This window comes from Saccharopolyspora shandongensis (assembly GCF_900106995.1).
Taxonomy (GTDB): Bacteria; Actinomycetota; Actinomycetes; order Mycobacteriales; family Pseudonocardiaceae; genus Saccharopolyspora; species Saccharopolyspora shandongensis.
The window spans coordinates 30,788-52,498 of the sequence record NZ_FNOK01000055.1 but is presented as its reverse complement, the minus strand read 5'-3'; the positions used below and the strand labels follow the sequence as shown (position 1 = coordinate 52,498).

Annotated in this window: 1 protein-coding gene (running past one end of the window); it reads right to left on the bottom strand. The window is 65.8% G+C overall.

Going from position 1 to position 21,711, the window contains the following annotated elements; translation table 11 throughout:
- Window positions 1-127: 127 nt before the first annotated feature.
- Window positions 128-21,711 carry the end of a hypothetical protein gene (locus BLW84_RS37065; RefSeq protein WP_143061230.1) on the bottom strand. 30,661 nt of this gene lie beyond the right edge of the window, so the window shows 21,584 of its 52,245 coding nt (coding positions 30,662-52,245); its start codon lies off the right edge, out of view — the gene reads right to left on this strand; it ends in the stop codon at window positions 128-130.

The window sequence follows — 21,711 nt, the reverse complement described above, 5'->3', positions numbered from 1 at the left end:
GGTTTCCTGGCGAGGACGGCCCCTCCGCCGCGTATTGGACATACATCAGGAGGGGCACCCACTCCTCCAGGGAACCTCTCAGGTTCCGCTAAGCGACCACCCACCCAGACCATTCACCAACAGGCTCTTACGGATTGTGGTGGTCGGAGTCGCCTTCGTGGTCCTGGCCCGCTGCGCCGTCCGATGCGGTGTCCGGCCCGGGCGGATCCTGCGTCATCTTGGCCGGCCGCGAATACTCGGCCATCCGGTGCGTCTCCTTGCCCGGCAGGAACCGCAGGTACTTCCGGGCCTGCTCCGGCAGTTCGACGCGGCGCTCCTCATGCTGGTCGCCGGTGATGCTGACCAGTTCGCGGTCGGTGACGGTCCGCACCAGCCCGGCGAGTTCCGGCCGCTGCGCGAGGTACCCCAGTGCGGCGGTCCAGATCACGTCCGGGGCCTCGTGCCGGTGCACGGCGTCGCCCACCAGGGTCAGGTGCAGGTCACCGTCGCGGTTGTGCAACTCCCGGACCAGGGTTTGCACGACCTTCTTGGTCAGTTCGACGGTCGCCACGCGATCCTGCAGCGAGATCGACGGCTGCGGGCGGGGGCGGGCGACCCACTGGCCGCCCGTGTTCATCGCCGGTCCGGTCATGGCTCCTCGGTCTTCGCCTCCGTGCCCGAGTTCGTAGGCGAGTTTTGCGATGTTGATCGGGCCGGTGCGGGAGGTGACCGAGTAGCGGTGCGACCTCAGCTGCGGGTTGGTGACGAAGCTCGCGGCGCGGAGGAAGTCCGGCACCCTGTGGATCTCAGCCTGCGTCTTGCCGTAATTGTCACGCATCCGATCGAAGAACTTGTCCGCGAACGGGTGTCCCTTCGGCAGCACGAGGAGATCGTTGTTGACCCTACCGCCGTACTTGTGCGTCCCGTACGCCTCGCGGGAGTCCAGCGCCTGCCGCATCCCGTCGAGCAGTTGCCAAGTGGTCTCGTACTCGCCGTCGCTGTACGGGAGGCCGAAGCGTTGCCCGAGCGCCACCCGCAGGTAGTCGCTTGACGCGGTGTAGCCGGGCTTGGTCTGCTTCGCCAGCTCGGCCAGGAACGCCTCCTGGTGCGGCATCGGCCACGAACTGTGGAAGACCTCGTGGACGTTGACCAGCGCGACATTGTTGTCCTCGGCCCACGCCAGCATCTCGCGAACACCGGCCAGCGAGTCCGGTTCGTGGTCGACCGGGAGCTTCGCGGCCTCCTCGAACTGCGCCCGCGGTACGTCGGTGAACACCACCATCGGTGCCCAGCCCCGCAATTGCTTCTCGGACTCCGCGATGTTCTCGCGGAGTTCGACCTTCGCCGGGCTGCTGGCGTCCAGCGGACCGCCCAACCAGACGGAGGCGCGGGCGCGCAGCAGTTGCAGCTCGGCGGGTAGCGGCGTTTCGTTCTCCGCCCAACCGCGTTCGTGCTCGGGCAGTTCCCGTGTCAGGACAAAGTCGTCGAGATCCCGCAGGTTGTGCGGCGCGATGTCGGACCAGTTCGGTGCCGGGCGCTTCAGGTCGAGACGCTGCAGCAGGTCCAAGCCCTGACCCGCGGTGATCTCCGAGTAGTCGTGACCGCGAAGGAACTCCGGCGGGTCGGCGGGCGTGAGCAGCCCGAACAGGTCCGGTTCGGGCAGCACACCGGCGGAAGCCGGGTCCGACAGCGTCGCCTCGTTCAGCTCGCTCAGCAGCTGACCGGCCGCGACGGACTCCGGCTCCGGCTTGGAGCTCCCTGCTCCGGCGTGGATGCGCAGGCTGTTGCCTTGCGTGTCAAGCTTTTCCGCCAGCGTCCGGGAGAACTCGATGGCCCGGGCTTGGTTTTCGGGGCTTTGGCCGGGGTGCTGAGCAGCGACGAGTGCCACCACATCCGCCAGGGGCACGCGAGCATCGTTGCGAGCCAACTTGATGACATCGTGCGTGTGCCGCACAACCATGTTGGCCACCGCAACATCGATGGGTTTCGCCACCGCATTGGCAAGCTCGATCTCCGCCCGCCACTCCGCCCGCAACTCCGCGATACGCTGCTTCGTCTCCTCCCAGTACCTCCGCAAACCCGGATTGTGCGACGGCAACGTCGCCGACTCCGCCCGCAGAACCTCGGCCATACTCGGCAACGCCTCCAAGTCAGCCAGGTAAGACTCAACCTGCTCCAGCGACTCCCACAGCTGCACAACCCGCAGATCCTGCTCCTCATCGCGGGTCGCACCCTCCGCCTGCTCCCCCTGCTCGTCCAACTCCCCCTGCGTCTCCCCCAACTCCTCCGGGAAAACCGCCTCCGACCCCTGCAACGCCTCGAACTCCGCCTGCTGCCCCTCGCCCACATCGGACAACGATGCCGCAGCCCGCCCATCCCCACCTGAATCCCCCATCACCGCATCAACCGACGCACCGAGATCAACGTCCTGCTGCCCACTTGCCCCCACACCCGCAATCTGCCCCGACCCAGCCTCCCCCCGGGCCAGCATCAACTTCAGCTCCTGCTTCTTTTTCGCCAGCCTGTCCCTCGCCTCCTTCTCATTCTTGATCTCCTCAGCAGCGTTTTTCCGTCTCCGCCTTCGGGTTTTCGACGTATTTACTTCCGTTTCCCCCATTGCTATTTCCCGCCGCAATCTGAGCTCGTCCTGCTGCCCCGGAGTCAGCTGCCCCTGCCGCTCCCTCGCCTCCAAGTCCGCACGCCGATCGGTGGCAGTCTTTCCCTTCTGGCGCCGATTCGCCTCCTTTGCCTCACCTTGCTGCTTCCAATGCGCCACCATCGGCCGGAGGTCCGCCAGTTCCTTCGCCTCCAACGGAGTCAGATTCTCCTCCCCCTCCTTCGGAGTCAGCTTCTCCTTCGCCTCCAACTCCGCAAACCGATCGGTGGCAGCCTTTCTCCTCTTGTAGTAATTCGCGTTCTGGGTCTTCCTGTTCTGCTCCCACTGCCCCACCGTCGGCCAGAGCTCCACCAGCTCCTCCGCATCCCCCGGAGTCAACTCCTCCTTCGCCTCCAACTTCTTATACTGATTGGTGGCAGCCATTCTCTTCTGGTACTGCTTCGCGTATTTTGTCTTCTCTTGCTGCTTCCGCTTCTCCGCCCGCGAGTCCTGCTGTGCAGAACTCTCGCCGGCCTCCCGCGAACTCCCCGCCCTCACACCACCCCGGCGGTTGGGGCCTGTCACGTCGGTCGGCAACCCGGATCTCCCGCCCGAGCCCGACGGTCCGGCACCGAACGGCCGATTAGCATCGCCCTCCGTCACCGGCTCGTCGCCCGGCCCGCCGCCCACTCGCGGACCGGAATTCCCGGCGTCACCGGGCTTCTCCGGTGGGCTGACGTACTCGCCGTCGGCGTCGACCGGGTCCGCCACAAGCGTGGACACCGAGATACCGACCGCCTCGATCACGCCGGCGTAGCCGAAGTCCGCCGGCGAAACCACGACCCCGGTCCGGGGGTCCACGATCGTCAGCTCGTCGCCGTCGAAGCGCACGACGTATGCGCGTGCCAGTGCCAGCCCAGGCAGCTTGTTGCGACGGACCATCTCCGCCTCGGCCTCCGGACTGGGCTCCTCGAGCCCACGCACCAACATCACGGTGAAAGCGTCGCGGTTCCGCGGATCCCTGTCCTTGGCCACCATCATCCGCTGGAGCACCTGCCGCACCCCGTCTCCGCCGGTCCCGAACTGCTCCAGCGTGTGCCGGGTGAGCAGATCCGCCGACTTCCCCGTGTGGCTCTCAAACGCCCTGAGCGCTTCGACTCCGCCCTCGGCCATGACTGTCTCGAAGCCGAACCTGGACGGCGCGACGTCGGGTGTGTGGGTGAATTGCCCGGCGTACATCGGCGGCCTTGAGACGTCGACCGGGTTCTCCCGCGCGTCGAGAGCAACCTCGTAGATCGAATCGAGGCCAGGAAGTGAGTTCTCCGGCCATTTCTCGCGGGTGACCGGGTTGCCCGTCCCGTGCGGGTTCTGCGACGTCACCGTCTTCGTCTCGGAGATCTTCTCGATCCGCATCCTGGAGTCGAAGCTGTACTGACGGGATTCCTTGATCTCCCATCGCCGCTCTTTGAGGACCCAGCGCGCGGGGCGATCGTGACCGTCGGCATCCTTCCCGCCGGCCCCGCCCCTGTTCTCCTTCTCCGGTTCCGCGACCAGGTCGGTCACCGTCACCGAACGGAACGCATACCCCCACTCCTCGCGTTGAACCATGGCCCCGTTTTCCACGACGTCCACGATTTGCTTCTGGGGAACCCGTTCCAGGTTCCGCACCCGGAACTTGTCCCCGCTCGAAGGATCGACGATGTACACCAGGTCGCCTTCGTCGTCCCGACCCAGGTTGACCAGGACCCAGACGTGACCCCGGAACGGCTCGCGATAACCGACCAGGAACGACAACGCGCCAGGGCCCGCGCCACGAACTCGTTCGATGCTCTGGGCCAGCCCCTCGATGCCTCTACTCTTCATCGGCTCGAAGTCGGTGAACGGCGAAGCATCACGCCCGTGGAAGAACCTCTGGAACTCCAGCGCGTCACGGATGCCCTCGCGAACCTCATCGGGTTGGACCTCCCCGGGTTGATCCGTGCGCAGCACCACCAACAGCTTATGTTTCTCGTTCACTACCGGATCATCTGGCAGCCGAGGAAACGCCCGCTCGCTTGCTGTCCTCGGCTCATCCGGGGACAGCAACTCCTCCGGCTGGTCGTTCAGCCATGTACTGATCTGTCCGGTCTCGGGGAGTGGCGTCGATTCGCCCAGCACGATCTGCACCTGCCTGCGCTGACGACCCAACGACTCGCCTGGCAACAGCGCCGGGTTCGTCGAAATCACAGTCACCGGGACATCCCAGGGGTGCGGAACATCGGCCGGCGGCAACCCGGCTTCGAGGGCCATCCGGCGCGCGTCGCTCACCGCCTCACGCATCAACGCGACGACCCGTTCCGCCTTGATCTCTCCGCCGCTGCGACCGCCCCGGCGCGCGTTGTCATAGGTATTCAGGAAGATCCGTGGCGGATTCCGCCTCTCGCCGCCCGTGACCGGCCCGTCACCCGACCTCGCGCTCCAAGCTTCGTCTGACCCGTCACGCTCTCGGTGGTCCACGAAGGCCCTGTCGAACCAGGCCTTGCCGACGTTGTACGCCGTCTCGGCGTTCTCGCCGGTGAGCTCGGCATCACCTTCTTCCTCGAACGTGACGATCTCTGGCGCATAGGCCGCCACCACGTCCGCCTTACTCGCTTGAAGGTCGTGCGCCATCTCCTTGACCGTGGCACGGACAGCGGAACCGTCCCGGATGTCCCCACCGTGCCGCTGCAGGGCGTCCCTCGCCACCAGATTCGGGTGCAGGTTCAACACCTGCAATCGCATCAAACTGAACTCGGCGAACACCATTCGAGCAACCGAGCGCAGCGCCGGACTGTCCTCGTGGACCGAGATCCTCACCCGTTCGGCGCCAGGCGACGGCAGCACCTCATGCTCCGCCACGTCGGTGACGACGTCGATGTCCGTCTCCGCCGGCAGCTCCTCCGGGTTCGGCCATCCGGCAAGGTAAACGGCACGCGCGTAAGCGAATCCCGAACGAACCTGCTCGCCCACCCTGTTCGCGGCTTGCTCGGCAGCTCCCGCAGCGACGACCCGGTAGGTCCGCACGCCCACCGTCCCGTCGGCAAGCACATGCTGCGTCTCACCGCGCCGCACATCCGCGTGCATCTTCTCGAACAGCTCGATCCCATACAGCCACGGCCTTGTCCCCGCTGCCGCAGCCGGGTCGCGCGCCTCGTCGTTGATCGGCACGTCCACCGGCTCCGGCAGGCTCGGCGACCGGTGCTTGATGACCTTCAGGTCACGCAGGACATCCCGCACGATCTCGTCGATCGGTTTGACCTGCGACGCGGCCTGGACGTAATAGCGGCGTTCGATCATCCCGGCCACCTGGTCGAAATCCATGCCCAAGCTGACGATCCTGGTCAAGCTGATCTCGTTGTTCAGCATTGCCTTCACCGTCTGCAGGTAGCCGGGCCGGGCTTTGTCCCGCATGCCCTCGCCGATCTCACGCACGAGCGAGCCGGGATCGGGCCGGTCGACGGGTGCCGGTTGGAGCCCGTCCAGCTCGACGAGCCCGTCGGTGAGTCTGCTCTCGACGATCTCGGCGAGCTTGAAGGTGTACTGACCCTTCTTGCCGTCGGGCAACTCAGCCGGAAGCCCCGTCCGCCTGTCCATGATGTGCAGCCGCCCGCGCAGGGTCCGCCGCACTTCGATCAGATGGCTTTCGTTGGGCTTTTCGCTGTTCTCGATGAGAATCAGACCGGAATACCGGTCAGGCAGCCGGTCCAGTCGCCGAAGCAGACCGGCCTTGTTGTCGTAGCGATCGAATCGAGGGATCTTGAACGCCTCTCTGACGTCCTTTTCCTTGAACTCCCGCTGCGTCGTCGGGCCGAAGGAGTACAACTCCCCCCGCTTGCGCGAGTTGTACGCCGCAGCCGTGGCCAGCACGCAGGTGTAGAAGTAGTCCTCGTGGTGCCGCAACCCGCCCGCATGGTGCGCCAACCCCGCCACCCGCGACGCGAACCCGTCATTGACAGCGACCCACCGCAGCGCCTCCTCCCGGCTGAACGCATCCCGGGTCACTACCGGCGGGTTCGGCAACCCCAGCAGATCGGTGACGATCTCCCGGACCAATTCGTCCGCATAGGACCGCGCCGCATCCGACAGAGGTCGACCGGTCCACGACATCGCGATGGCGGCGATCCTCGCCACATCCGCACCCACCGGGCTATCGGCCCACTCACGGCCGCCAAGCGAACCCGGCGCCGCATCCCGCACCAGCCCCACCGCACGCGACCACGCACCCTCCTCGAACCGCCCCTTCCACTCGTTCGCCTTCCGCACCACAAACTCAGCCGTCCACCCCTCCTCCGGCCGAAGCAAGTCCATGTCGAAAGCCTGCCTGCCAAGCGTCTCCGCCGGGGTAGGCAATCCTCGAATCGGCTGGCTCGACGGCGGCACCACTGCCTGCGAGGCCTCACGCGTCCCCAGCTTGGCCGCCCACGACTCCAGCCCGTCGCGCCACCGCGTGCGCTCGTTGTCGTCCGCGAAATGCAGGTCCTGTGCCGCTTCCCACCGCCGCCGCGCGGCCGCATCCCCCGGGTCCAGGCTCCGCGGATGCTCCTCGTCGTTCAGCCAGTCATCCCGCAATCTCGCCCGATCCGGAGCCTTGTCCGGATCCATGTCTCGCAAATCCAGCGCATCGGACGCATCGCCCGGTGCGGGAACAGCCCCCGGCGACTCCGACTCAACGGCGTGCACATCCCCGGCCTGCCCGGACTCCGGAGGGCCAACAGACAACGCCTGCGCCCACCGCTGCACCGCTTCGCCCGCGGACTCCTCCGCACGCGACGGATCCACCTGATCCGCCACTACAAGCGCGACCTGCTCCAAAGTCAAGCCATTGTCCAACAGCTCCGCCGCATCGATGCCCTCCCGCACCGCCTGCCGCGCCGCCGCCAACTGCGTCGTGCGCTCCTGCCGGACGTCGGCGGGGAGACCGTCCAGATCCGTGAACTTCCGGGCCACCTCGCTCAAACCGGACAAGACCTGGCCGACCGCCCGCCGAATCACGAGCTCATGCTTCAGCCCCTCGTCGCCGGCTCCCATGTGTGCGGCCGCGACCGGATCCCCCATCGCCCATTTCACGTCCTGCGCGACCACGTTCGCCATCGCTCGCACAAACGCGTTCAGATCACGCGGCAACGTCGGAGGCAAGAACGACCACACCTCCGCACGCCCCTTCCAGGCATGCGCGGCGATCACCTGGACGGCATCGGCCAAATCACGACGACCCAAGAACTTCCGGGTTTCGAGACCGCGCTGTGCCGAACTCTCCGCCGGCTCGTCGAACCGCTCATACGCCGCCCGCACCGCATCCGCCAGAACCGCATCCTCCGGCTCGGACCGACGACGGTCCCCAGCCGCCAGTCGAGCCGCCATCCCCAAAACCAGATCCCGATCCCACCGCAGCCGCGGCCCCGGCGTCTCCGGCCAACCAGACCACTCGCCCGTGGCCTCACCCGGCCCCGGCCCACCGACACGAGGCCCGGACGGCCCCACCCCAGGATCGCCTGGGAAATCGCCGGTGACCGCGCTACCGCCGGCGTCGGCACCGAACCCGGCCGCCTGTCCCTGATCGGGAACCGTCATTTGCTGGCCGGCCAGTTCCCGCCCGGCGGCCAGACCGCTCACGATCTCGTCGACCACGGCGGTGAGCTCTTCGCCATGACCGTTGCGATGCGACACGATCCGCGCCACAGCGTCGTACTCGGCCCTGGTGAGTTCCTCCGGCAACAGCCCGCTGATCAACACCGGAAACAAAAAGCTGTCCACCGGCGGCAATCCGGACACGTCGTCCAGCGCCGACAACACCCGCGCCGAGGTCCAGCCAGGCCCCGTCCAACGCTGCCCCGCCTCAGCCGATCCCCGCACCTGTTCCTGCACCTGTGACGGTGCCCCCGCGGCCGCCTGCTCAGCCACCAAACCAGCCAGGATCTCTTTGAACACCACCTCAGCGGCCTCGCCCCGACTAGCCCGAAGCCACAACACCCGCGCCACCCCATCAAGGACCTCCCCCGACTCGCCCACCAAGGCCTGAGCGGCGTCAACCCCGCTCACCGAACGCAACTCGCCCCAGATCCGATCCGCCACCTCACCACCGCCCGGTCGCTCCAGCCCCGACTCATCCCGCACCGCCGACAGCACCCGCGCCCTGGTCCACACACCCCCCACCCACGAATCCCCCGCCACCACCAGTTTCACTTCCTCCGCACCCGGCCCCGGAACGAACATCATCCCCAGCTTGCGGTCAACCTCAACCCGACCCGAAACCACCGATTCCCCTCCAGGCACACCCGGGTCGGGCCGGGGTTCCAGGACCACGTTCAACTGATTCCTGATCCCCGCCCGTCGTTTTGGCGTGGGACCATCAGGAATCAACCCCTTACCCGGCTGGGCGTCCAGCAGCGCACGCATCACCTCGAATTCATCGCGCTCCAACCACCCCCACCACCCAGACGTCTTCATCAACAAACCCTCAGCCCGCGGCGAATTCCCGCGGGGCCGCACCCTAGTCGTCAGATCTTCGATCGTGGACGGATCAACCAGCCGATCCCCTGGCGCACCGGTCGTCATGTACCGCCACGAAATCTCACCGCCACCCTTTTTTCGGGTCGTGTGCGAAACAATGATCCCGGCACCATGCTGCCTCAACACTTTGTTGACGTTGACGATTCTTGTATCAACAGCCCGCTCTGTGTAATCGTCAGAGTTCGAGCCCCAGATACCCTCCCGAAGCTCGGTACGGGAGAACTCCTGTCCCGGCGCCTTCGCGAAGAAATGCAGCATCTCCAACAAGCCTGCCGTTAATAATTTCCCCCAGTCGGCCGCGGTGAACCGGTGCCCCGTTACGGCCACCGACTTCTTGGGCATATACAGATAAGCCGTCTCGTCACCACGTTTCTCGGTGACAATCCAGCCCTCCGCATCGATCCCCTCGCTATCCAAACGCTTTTGGACCGCAGCGTTCGTGGGCTTGAACATTTTATCTGTTAGCCTCGCCCCCTGCAGCAGAATGCGCTTAGGTATGGGGCGGCTCGGATTCGCCCGATAGAACTCCTCCAGCCTCTCCTCCGGCGTCGCGTCAGCCGCGCGGTCAATCTGATTGAACGACTCCAACTGCACCGGGCTCTCCGCGGCACGCCGTTGCCGCTTGTCGGAGAGCGACCCCTCCGGCGCCGTCAGCCCCCGCGTGTCCCGCGCCCGCTTCTGCCCGCGGTAGTTCTTTTCACCGAGCTTCGGTTCATCCAACTCGGTCAGCTTCGCCTCAGCCTCACTCCAGGCCGGCTCCAGCCGCAGATTCCCGCCAACAGACGCGACCAGGTTCCCCACCCCTGTCTTGGCGCCGACCCAGTTCAGCTCGTCCACTGCCGACGTCGACGACTCGCCCACCCGCGTCAGGCCCTCTTGCAGGTCCGACAACAACTGCCCCGCACCGGAACTCAACCACACCCGCCAGTCGTCACCCACCAACAGCTCCCACCCATCCCGCCGGCGATCGCGCCGCAACTGTGTGCGATCGACATCCGGGACCTCGGCCCTCGACAACAACCGATCCCCCGCCTCACCAGACGTATATATAAACCCCTTACCCCGCACGTCGTCATTGACAACAAAGATATGACCCGCACTATTCGCCCGCAACAACCCATTGATCTCAGAGACCCTTTGCATCATTTTTCCACTGTACTGCTCCTCGACCTCCGCCGTCGGAATGAAACCCCGAGGCGCCTTGACGATCTCCGCCAACAACTTGACCATAGGCTTTTCCAGCGCAGAGTCCCAGTTCAAGCGCTTTCGATCCCCTGCTGACCTCTCACCATCCGATACCGCAGCATCCGGTGCCGCAGCATCCGGAATGAACATGTACTTTTCAGACAGGGACACGACCCACCCCGCCGCACCAGAACCCGAACCCGAACCCGAACCCGAACCCGAACCCGAACCCGAACCAAGAATCTTCCGCGCAGAAGACAGATAATTCAAGAACGAACCCCGGCTCGACGCCTGCGACTTAACACCATCCTTATCGACAGCGTCACGAGCCTGACCCATCCACTTTTCCCACTCCCACAACACATTCGGATGAGCCCGGAACTCGGCCGCTAACGCAACCCCCAAAATCTCCTCGGAACCCTTACCCTTACCCTTACGCTTCACCTCGCCGGCGTTATCGCCAGAGCCGCCGGATTCCTGCACAAGACGCACCACTTGGTCAACCAGCTCGGCAGCGAAGACCCTGATCCTCTCCTCGACCGTGCCGTCAGCGAATACTGTGCTGACCACCAACTCTGCCAGCTCCAACCCCTTGATCAGCTCCAGCGCCTCCGGCGTGCCCGCCACCACATGGCGAGCGAGCACCGAGATATCGGCCCACGTACTCTCCGCCATCCGCCGCGCCGGTTCGCTGCGCTCATAGGCATCCTTGACCGCCTCTGACGCCGTGTCCAGATCAGCGAGGATCCGCTTCTCCGCCTCCGACCGCGCCGGCCTCGGCTCGGCCGCCAGCAGAATGATCCTTGCCCTACGCAGCGACTCCGACGTGAAATCCAGCCTCCCGCTACCCGCCGACGATCCCTGGTCGTATGCCCACTTGACGACCTGGTCAGGGTTTCTGAGGCCCAGATCCTTCCTCAGACCCTCGAGCTGGTCGACAAAGCGATTCCGCGACCACCGCAGTCGCCTTGCGATCTGCGCCTCGCTCATGCCTTCGGCGAGGTACGAGACGAGCCTCCGCTGATCCTCCGTGAGCTTATCTTCGGGGCCTGGGGGGAACTCGCTCATACGCCGCATCAAGTCGGCCAGCAACGTCGCGACATCATCCCGACTCCGTCGCTGCCCCTCGAACACAAGGCCCCACTCAGTGAGCAACTGCAGCGCCGCGTCCGTACCCGCCGCAGCATGGACGACGACCAGCCTGACACTTTCCCACGTCCTCGGGTACTTGGCCCGGAAATCCTTCACCAATGGCGCCAGCATCACCCACGCCTCGATTGCCGCGAGGTCCCTTCCCGCCTTGCGCAGGTCCTCGGAAACCTGCTTGTCCGCGTCCGTCCGCGGCGGCCGCGGCGGCTCGGCCTCCCGAAGCCTGTTCGCCGCATCATGCAGCACCTCAGGCGTCAACCGAACCGAAGACGCCTCCTGCTCGTTCTCCGACGAAGGCAACTCCCCCATCAGCACATCGTCCAGGTCCAGAGCGACCACGGCGGCCCAGTCGAGGTCGCGGCCGTCGACGTTGCTCGCACGCTCGTCCGCCTGCGCGGATTCCCGGAAATTCTCGGTGCCCGCCGGGCGCGCGGTGTCACGCGTCTCCAGCTGCTGCACTGCGCGCTGGTGACCGTCGTCGCCGAGCGCCATGCGCAGGACGGTGTCCAGGGTCTTTCCGGTGTTCGCCAGGTATGCGGCCCGCACCTCCTGGACCGCCGCCGGGTCCCCGCGCAGCGCAGCCAGCTCGCCCAGCACCGCGCCCTCGTCGACGGTGTCCCGCGTCAGCAGATGATCCAGCGTCCTCGCCCGGCGCTGCGGGCCCGGCACCGCCATATCCGGGCGCAGCCCCTGCGAAATCGCGTGGTCCTCGATCCGCCACAGGTGGCGTGGCAGGAACGCCGCCGCCTGGGTGCCCATCAACCCGTCATCGGCGATGTAAGAGTTCTGCGGGCGATGCGGCTCACCGGTCGTGATGTCGGTGGGCATCGGCGGATCGGCCCGGTTGAAGATCAGCCGGTCGTCGGCCTTCGGGCGCGCCTGCATGTCACCGGCCTCGCCCCGCCGCAATGCCTGGAGGAATTCGAGTTCCAACCCCAGGTGGAGACCGACCCTACCGGCGAGGGCGAACCTGCCGGCCCGGGTGTCCCAGGCTCTCGGATCGCCGGCCGACTTCTCCACGAGGTTGACCCTGTAATGCGAGTCCGCCCAGACGTCGGTGAATTCCAGATTGACGAAGAACCGCGAGTCCGGGTGCATCTCCTCGGGATCGAACAAGTCCGAGACCGCGCCGGTCGCGCGGGCCTTCAGCTCATCGATCTCCCGCTCGGCGTCGGCGAGCCGCTGCTTCGACTCGTCCGCCTTCGCCCGCAACTGCTGTGCCTCGTCCCGCAGCCTCGCGTCATGCGGTTCGCGCACCGCGTCCGCCGTCGCTTCGGCGGCCCACCGCTCATCAGTGTCCACCTCATCCCGAAGCGGGCCCAGACGCGAATCGGTGTCCAGATGCGTCCGGACCGTGTACTCCGGCAGCCGCACACCGTCCGCCGCCTGCCGCCAGCCCCGCTGGTAGCTCCCCAACTGGCGGTACTCATCAGGGAGACCGAACCAGTGCCCGAGTTCGTGCGCGAACGTCGAGTCATCGGCCGTGTACGGGTTCCAGGCAAGCTGATTCGTACGGCCGCTCGGATCGGTGTGGAGACGGATCGATTGGCGTGCCTGCGCCGGGTCATCGACGAACTCGAGCCGGAAGTGGAACTGGTCGCCGGAACGTGGCATCCGGTAGCCCTGGTTGAACACCTCGTCCGCCGCACCGGCGGCACGCCGCTTGACATCGTCGATCAGCTGCTGCCGCTGGTCGAGCTCCATGCCAGCCTCGTAGGCCTTCTCCCACTGATCGTCGGCCCGGCGCCGGGCAGCATCGGCGTCGTCCTGCGCACGGGCCAGCACGGCGGCGTTTTCCGGCGAGGAATCCAGTTGCCATTCGAGACGCTGGACGGCGACGGTGGCATCGTCGGCGGCATCCGATGCCTCCTCGGCAAGCCGAAGTTCACGCTCCGCGCGCTCTCGGAACGGCGCCAGGAACTCGTCTTCCTTCAGATGCGCCTTGAACGTGAACTCCTGAACCCCACGCCCGTTGACCTCGAAGCGCCGCCATTCGTAATCACCGAAAACGAAGCGGTCATCGACATTGTCCGGACGGCTGGACATCTTGATGCCACTGATCTCGAAGTTCGCCGAGCCATCCGGGAGCACGTTACGCAGGTGCTCCCAGTCGGCCGGCTTCACCGGGTTCGGCAGCGGGGCGAACCACGACGCCTCCCGCACCTTGGTACGCCGCCAGACAAGGTCCTCGACCCCGGGTTCCCGCTTGCTCGGCCAGAGACTGTCGTAGTACAAGGCGTCCCGGGGGCCTGCTGGCTCGGTTTCCCCGCCCCGTTCGGCGGTTTCCGCTTCCTCCGTACTGGATTGTTCCCCCGGATTTCGCTCAGGCGCTTCGGCGACGCGGCGCTGCTCCGCCTGCTCCGGCAGCGACCGAAGGCCGATGTCGTCCACAGTGGATCCTTCGCCGGCGGCCTCGGCGGTCAGACCGCTCACGATCTCCTCGACCACCGCGGTGACCTCGTCGCCATGACCGTGGCGATGCGACACGATCCGCGTCACAGCGTCTTTCTCGGCTTGGGTGAGTTCAAGTTTCTCCGGCAACTGCTCGTGGATTAACCACTCAAACACATCGTCGTCCACCGGCGGCAAAGAGGACACGTTGCCCAGCGCCGACAACACCCGCTTCCTGTTCCACACACCCCCCACCCACAAATCTCCCGCCTCAGCCGATACCCGCACCGGCACCTGTCCCTGCGTCTGCGTCTGCGTCTGCGTCTGCGACGGTGCCCCCGCGGCCGCCTGCTCAGCCAACAAACCAGTCAGGATCTCTTTGAACACCACCTCAGCGGCCTCGCCCCGACTAGCCCGAAGCCACACCACCCGCGCCACCCCGTCAAAAACCGCCCCAACCTCACCCGCCGAAGCCCGAGAGGCGCCAAACCCGCTCGGCGGACCCAACTCGCCCCAAATCTCATTCCACGCCTCACCACTGCCCGGCGGCTCCAACACCGACACCGCCGACAACACCCGCGCCCTAGTCCACACACCCCCCACCCACGAATCCCCCGCCTCCACCAACTCCACCGCACCCTCACCACGAACGAACATCATCCCCAGCTCGCGGTCAAACTCAACCCAACCCGAATACGCCGATTCCCCTCCCGGCACCTCCGGGTCGGGCCGGGGTGCCAGGACCGCATTCAACCGTTCCCCGATCCCCTCCAGTCGTTCCAGCGGGATCGTGCCCTCGGCGTCCGCGAAAACATCAAGCTCCAACCACGCACCCGGCTGAGCCGCCATCAACGCACGCATCACATCGAACTCATCGCGCCTCAACCACCCCCACCACCCAGACGTCTTCATCAACAACCCCGCAGCCCGCGGCGAATTCCCGCGCGGCGGCGGCAGCACCCTCTTCACCAGACCTTCGATCGAGGACTTATCAACCAGCCGATCTCCTGGCGCACCGGTCGTCGTATACCACCACGAACCCTCACCACCCCCTTTTTGGGGCGTGTGCGAAACAATAATCCCGGCACCGTGCAGCTTCAACACTCTGTTGAGTTCCAAGATTTTAATACGAACTTGGTCCTCTCTGACGCCGGAGCCCGGCCCCCAGATTTCATTCCAAACACCAGTACGAGAGAGCTCCTGCCCCCGCGCCTGCGCGAATAAAAGCAGCATCGCCAACTTGCCTGGGTCTAACAATTTCCCCCAGTCGGCCGCGGTGAACCGGTGCCCCGTTCGCCCATCGATATCGGCCATCGACTTCTTCGGCACATACAGATAAGCCGTCTCGTCACCACGTTTCTCGGTGACAATCCAGGCACTCGACCCCTCGAAGCTTCCGTCACCCAAACGCTTGTGGAGACGATGGTGACAGTGGTCGAAATGACTCTGACCGATGGGATTGTCTAGCCGCCGTTCCGGCCACCCCACCTGCTTCAGAATGCGCGCAGGAATGGGGCCCGGATTCGCCTCATAGAATGCCAGCATCCTCTCCTCCGACGTCGCGTCAGACGCGAAATCAACCCGCTTGAACGACGTCGACTGCACCGGGCTCTCCTCGGCACGCCGTTGCCGCTTGACGAAGCGCGCCCCCTCCGGCTGCCCCTGCCCCCGGTTTTTCCGCGCCCTCTGCTGCGCGCGGTAGTTATTTTCACCGAGCTTCGGTTCCTCCTCCAACTTGGTCAGCGTCGCCTTCTCCTTACTCCCGGCCGGCTGCAGCTGCAGGTTCTCGCCAACAGACGCGACCAGGTCCCCCACCCCCGCAACGGCGCCGACCGAGTTCAGTTCCTTCACTGCCTGCGTCGACGACTCGTCCACCGGCCGCGGCCGACCCTTTTGCAGGGCCGTCAACAACTCCCCCGCACCGGCACTCAACCACGCCCGCAAGTTACCCACCAGCAGCTCCCGCCCACCCCGCCGGTGTTCAGTATGCAACTGTTCACGACCGACATCCGGGATCTCGGCCACCGACAACAACCGATCCCCCTCCTTGCCAGTCGACGCATATACGAACCCCGCAACCCGCTTGCCGTCATTGCCGTCCCTGACGCCAAAGATGTAACCCGCTTTATTCGCCAGCAACAACCCATTGATCTCAGCGACAATGGTCACGGAAGCGCTGGCTGACTTTCGATCGTGCACCGCATCGACCTTCTCCACCGGAATGAAACGCCGAGGCGCCTTGACGAACTCCGCCAACACCTTGACCAAAGGCTCGCCCAGCACAGCGTCCCAGTTCAAGCGCTTTCGATCACCCGCCACCTCCCCACCATCACCATCCGATACCGCAGCATTCGACACCCCCGCATCCGATACCGCAGCATTCGGAACGAACATGTACTCCTCAGCCAGGGACACGACCCACCCCGCCGCGCCAGAACCCGAACCAAGGCCCTTCCGCGCAAAAAGCAGATATTTCTTGAACGATTTCTCGCTCGACGCCCGCGCCTTACCACCAGCCTCCTCGACAGCTGGACGAGCCCGGTACAACCACGTTTCCGACTCCAACAACACATTCGGATTCGCCAGGAACACGGCTGCTAACGCATCCCCCCAAATCTCCTCGGAACCCTTACGCTTCACCTCGCCGGCGTTATCGCCAGAGCCGCCCCCGTCGCCGGCCTCGGCCGGGGCATTGGTCCGCTCCAAACGCTCCGTTCGCTCGCGGCCACCCACAAAGCCACCACCACGCTGTTCCCCGGACGACGACTCGACGAGGCCCAGATCGCGTGCGAGGTTGTCGACGAACCGCACCCGGTCACTCGCCGGAGTTCGTGCGAACACCGCCAGCACATCACTGAACCTGGCGACATCCCCGGGCAGGTTGAACTGCCTGCGCTGCTGAGTGGTCAGGTCCGCCAGCCGCTGGTCCACCCGCTGGATGTTCGCCGGCCCGCCGAAGGTCTTGACCACCTTCTCGAGTGCGGCCAGCCGCAGCCGCCCAGCATCTCCGGTCTCGGGGACGCCGCCGCTCACCCAGCCAAACACGGTCTCCGGGGCCGCGCCGGTCACCTTGACGGCGGCGTCGACCCCACCCACGTAGCCCACCAGCGCGCCGGGAGTGCTGGCGTCGAGGAACCGCACCACGTCCCCCAGCCGACGCAGCTGATGATGCACCACAACATCAGACCCGGGCTCGTTGCTGGACGGCAGCAACTCGCTAACCGCCCGCGCCAGCTCCCACGCCCCACCGAACCGCTCCGCGACCGCGCGGCGCTCGCCGCGGACGTCGGTGAAATGCATCAGGTCCGTGAGCCGCCCCAGCTCACGCACAACCCCAGCCGACTCTTCCACCAGGGCGGCCTTCGGCTTCGAACCGACCTCGATCAGATTTCCATCGACATCGGCCACGTCAACGAAGTAGACGGCGTCGTCGCCGCCCAAGCCGTCCGGCACATTCCTCGTACGCAAATCGTCACCGGTCAGCCGCCACGTCCGCAGACCACCCCGCGCTCCTTCGAGCAGGAACACCCGATCGACATTCGGCTGCCTCGCCAGCCGCGTGAAGACTCCCCACACATCGTCACTGGCGGCGATCACCCTCGGCCGGGGATCACGACCCGTATCGGCACGGAACTCACCGATCGCGCCGTCGTCCTGGGCGAACTCCTCCAACGTCGCACGGTCGACAGCCGGATCAGTGGACACCCGGTCCCGGGGCAGCCCGGGCTCCACGATCTCGGTGATGCGCCGCTGCGCGTCGCGCCCGTCGTCACTGCCGGGCTTGAGACCGGGCAACCGGATGAGCCCTCCATCCAACTTGCTCGCGTCGACAACGCCGAAGTAGTAGGTCCCGCCGGGCAATGCGGCAGGCAACCCCGTGGACGCATCGAGCACCCGCACCTGCCCGCGGGAGTTCCGCCAGACCCCCACCAGGTGGTACTCATCCCCATTGACCGTCCACATAGCCACGCCAACGCCGCGTTCAGGCAGCTCACGACCAACATCAATGAGGCTGTTCCGCCCGCCGTCGTATTCGGTGAGACCACCCACCCCGAACTCACGCACGACATCGGACAGCAGTACCCGCCTCGACAGATCGCCCGTCGGATCGAACCTGAACGGCTCACCCGTCTTCGTCGAGTTGTACAAGGCCCCCAAGGCATACACACACAACATGTCGTAATCCGGGTGACGCCACAACGCACCGGGAATGTGCAACAACGAGCCGATCTGCCGCATATGTTCGGCGTTGATGTCGACCCACGCACGTGCCTCGTCCCGGCTCTCGAAGCTCTCGAGGCTCACCTCCTGGGGGTTGGGCACACCCGCCAGGTCCGTGATGACCTCCCGGACCAGATCAGCCGCATCGGACACCGCGACCTCCCAGCCGCGGGAGCGGCGGCTGGGATCCCACAGCTCATGCGCGGCGAGTACCACAACGGCCTTGCCCAGGCTGCCGTCGATGAACTCCCGGCCACCAAGAGCGCCCGGCGCCGCATCCTGCACCAGCTTCTTCACGGTGTCCTTGATGCGGCGCGAGGGCTCCGAACGCAGGGCATCGCCGGAGTACGGCCACCCCATCCGCGACGCCCGAGACTCGACGTCCTCGGCAGTCCAGCCGCCGTCCGGCCGATTCAGGCCGACCGCACCTCCAGCGGGCACCGCGCCTGCCGGGACGTTCGCGCTCACCACGTGTGCCGGCTGATTGCCAGGCTCCGCGATCGCGATATCCAGGCGCCCCGCGATCTTCCGCGCCACCGTGTTGGCGGACGAGACCTCGTCGAGCGGGTCAAGGTCTTGCGCGACGATCAACGCGAGCTGCTCCGCCGTCAGACCACGCTCACGCAGGGCCGCGCCATCGATCAAAGCCACCGCACGCCTGGCGTGCTCCAGTTGCCGCGTGCGGTCCTCACGCACCTGCTCGTCGGTAATGTCGTCGAGGTTCGTGAACCCCAAAGCAGCCTCATACAGGCTGGTCAGATACTGGCCAACTCGCCGCCGGACGGTCAGCTTGATCTCCTCAGCGGAGGCATCCTCGCGCAGGTGATCCAACGGCGGCGACTCCATCGACCCGGCCACGTCCAACGCGATGATCTTCGCCACCGCGGGCACGAACTCGTTCAGATCGCTCGGCAAGTCGGACGGCAGCAGCCGTCTCACCGCTTCGGCTCCCCGCCAGGCGTGCAGTGTGATCACTTCGACGGCCTCTTCCAGGCCGAAACCGCTCAACAACCTCCTCATCGCGGCCAGGACCTGCTCGTCGTCCGCCGGACGCTTGTCGAACCGCTGATACGCCGCACGGAGGCGCTCCGCTTGCGCTGCGCGCAGGGCGCCCGTGCCGGCCTCGGTCCGAGACTCCAGCGACTTCAGGTGCGCGGCCATGCCAAGGGCCAGGTTCCGATCCCATCGCGGCCTCTCGGCGTTCGCTTGCCCCCCGGCGTTCGCCACCGTGAGAGGGGTGCCATCGACGTTGACCGCGGAGGCGTACAACTCGTCATATTCGGACAGAGTGGCTCGCAACTCGCCCAGTAGCGGCTTCCCATCCTCCTGAAAGTTCGCCGTGTCAACGAGAAGGGGGCGACCATCCTGGGGTGACGACACCACGTTCCAGGCACGGGACCACTCGCCGTCCTTCTTGCCGGCGACGACCGCCGTCACGTGCGGCTTTCCGGAAAACATCAGGATGAGCGCGTCCACCCCGCCAGGCACCCGCTCGAAGTCGACGGACTCGATGATGTCCCTCACATCTTCGACGTCGAGCGCGACCTTCGTCTGGGCCCAGCGCATACGCCTGTGCACATCAAGGTGGTTTAGCAGCGCCGGTCCCATTGCCGCGATGCCGTAGTTCCACCAGTGCCCCGCCTCGCCAGCCACTCGCCAGCGTACGAGCGAGGCCATCAGGCTGTTCTCCTGTGCCGAGGCGACCGGCGTCAGGGCGTTTCGCCACCCGCCGGCCGTGATGAGTCCTTCCGGCAGCAGCTCCGCCGGCGGACGTTTCAGCTGCGCCGGCCCACTCAGATAGCCACGCCACGTCAGCGCGTCACCACCGGTCACAGTGAACAGTTGCTCCAGCGTGGCCGTCGTCGCGACGTGGTGCCACTCGCGATCGCGGAACTCCGCGTTGGTCACCGACGCGGCCCGGGAACGAAACGCCGGAACACTCGCGATGAAGGTACTCGCGGCCTGCAACACCAGTTGAGGGTTCTCATGCCGGCTCAGCAGATTCCTGACCGCCGGGTAGAACATGTCGTGCGGCCGGTTGTGCAGATACAAGATCAGGACGTCGGCGACCTTGGCCACCAACTCCTCCGACCTCGCATGATCCTCCTGGGCAATCTTCGGTTCCGCGGACGGGACGACCGCGGCCGCCCACGAATTGGCATAACTTCCGCTCACGCCCGGAAGCAGGTGGAATTTGCCAGTATTCCGCCGGACACTCGCCAGCAAGCCCGGACCCGTTCTGTCCTTGACCGAACTATGATCAGTCCAGAGCACCCCTATGGGATTCTCGTCGAATAAGTCGGCAGACCGGTTGTAGAGCCGATCTCCGAACAGGTCGATTTGTGTCAGCTCTCCGGCACGGGCATATGTACCCAGATAACCCAGTGCCTTGGGGTGCCCCCTGGACATGAGGATCGCGTCGTTGTTGACGAACCCACCGGTGTCCTCCCGCTCTACGGGTTTTCTGTCCAGCAAGCGATAGCCGACATCCGAGGCATGCACCTGCTGGAACACCTGGGGCCGCTCGAGGACGGCGTCGCCGTCGAGGTAGAGGTTGCCGAGCGCGAAGCTCAGCAGCCATCTCAACGCATCGCTGGCCTGGACATAGCCGTACGGGCTGCTCTTCGTCCGGTCCATCAGGACCCGCTCGACCACCGGCGTGGACACCTTCGCCAGCGGAAGCTCGTCGATATTGACCACCCACAAACCAAGCTGCCCGGCGATCCGCACCATCCGCCGCACACTGTCGAGCCGATCGCCTCGCAGCGCGAGCCCATTCAACGCCTGGGTGATATCCGCTCGCGGAACGTCGGTGAAGAGGACCATCGGGCCATTGAACTTGCGCCGTGTCGCCGCCACGCCCTCGATGAATTTCGCCGTCCGCGGCGAACCGTCCAGTGGGCCACCCAGCCAGATCGCCGACCGCGCCATCGCGATCTCCCGCTTGGTGGGCAGCCGAAAACCGGTTCGGAACTGCTCCGGAAGATCCTGCAAGATCTGACGATCAGCCGCTGTCCAGTTCGACTCCAAGATGACGACGCCCCGCCCAGCCTCGTCGAGGGCTTGCCGCGTGAACGGTTCGTCCGGCAACTCTGAACGAATCATGTCAGCGCGGTTCAGCAATCCCCACACCTGGCGCAGCGGCAACTCCATCAGATCGACGTCCAACGCCGCCGGAACCGGCCGAATCCGGGTGTTCCCGAACAGCCGGGGACCGCGCGTCGGATGGTCACTGATCTCCCCGCGCGCGAAAGCATCCGCGGCCCGGCGCTCCAAACCCGCGAACATCCGGCGGACCCATGCCGCGTCCTGCGCACTCATCGACCCGGAACCGCGCTCCACTGCCGGTACTTCAGTGGGCGCCTCTTCATCGACCTCCATGGATGATCCGTCGTTGTCCAAAGACTCGTCCCGCGCGCCGACCCACCCATCGGGGACGCGACTGGCCGAGCTCCCCCCGGCTTCACCCGTGGCCTCTTCCGGCCCCGGGCCACCGACACGAGGCCCGGACGACGACCCCGTCGCAGGATCGCCCTCAAGGCTGCGGATCGGGAAATCGCCGGTGACCGCACTACCGTCGTCGCCTACCGCATACAGGAAGTACCTGGAGCCAGCATCCTCGAAGTTCCCCGGGAATCCCGAGCCCCGCACCCGCTCAACAC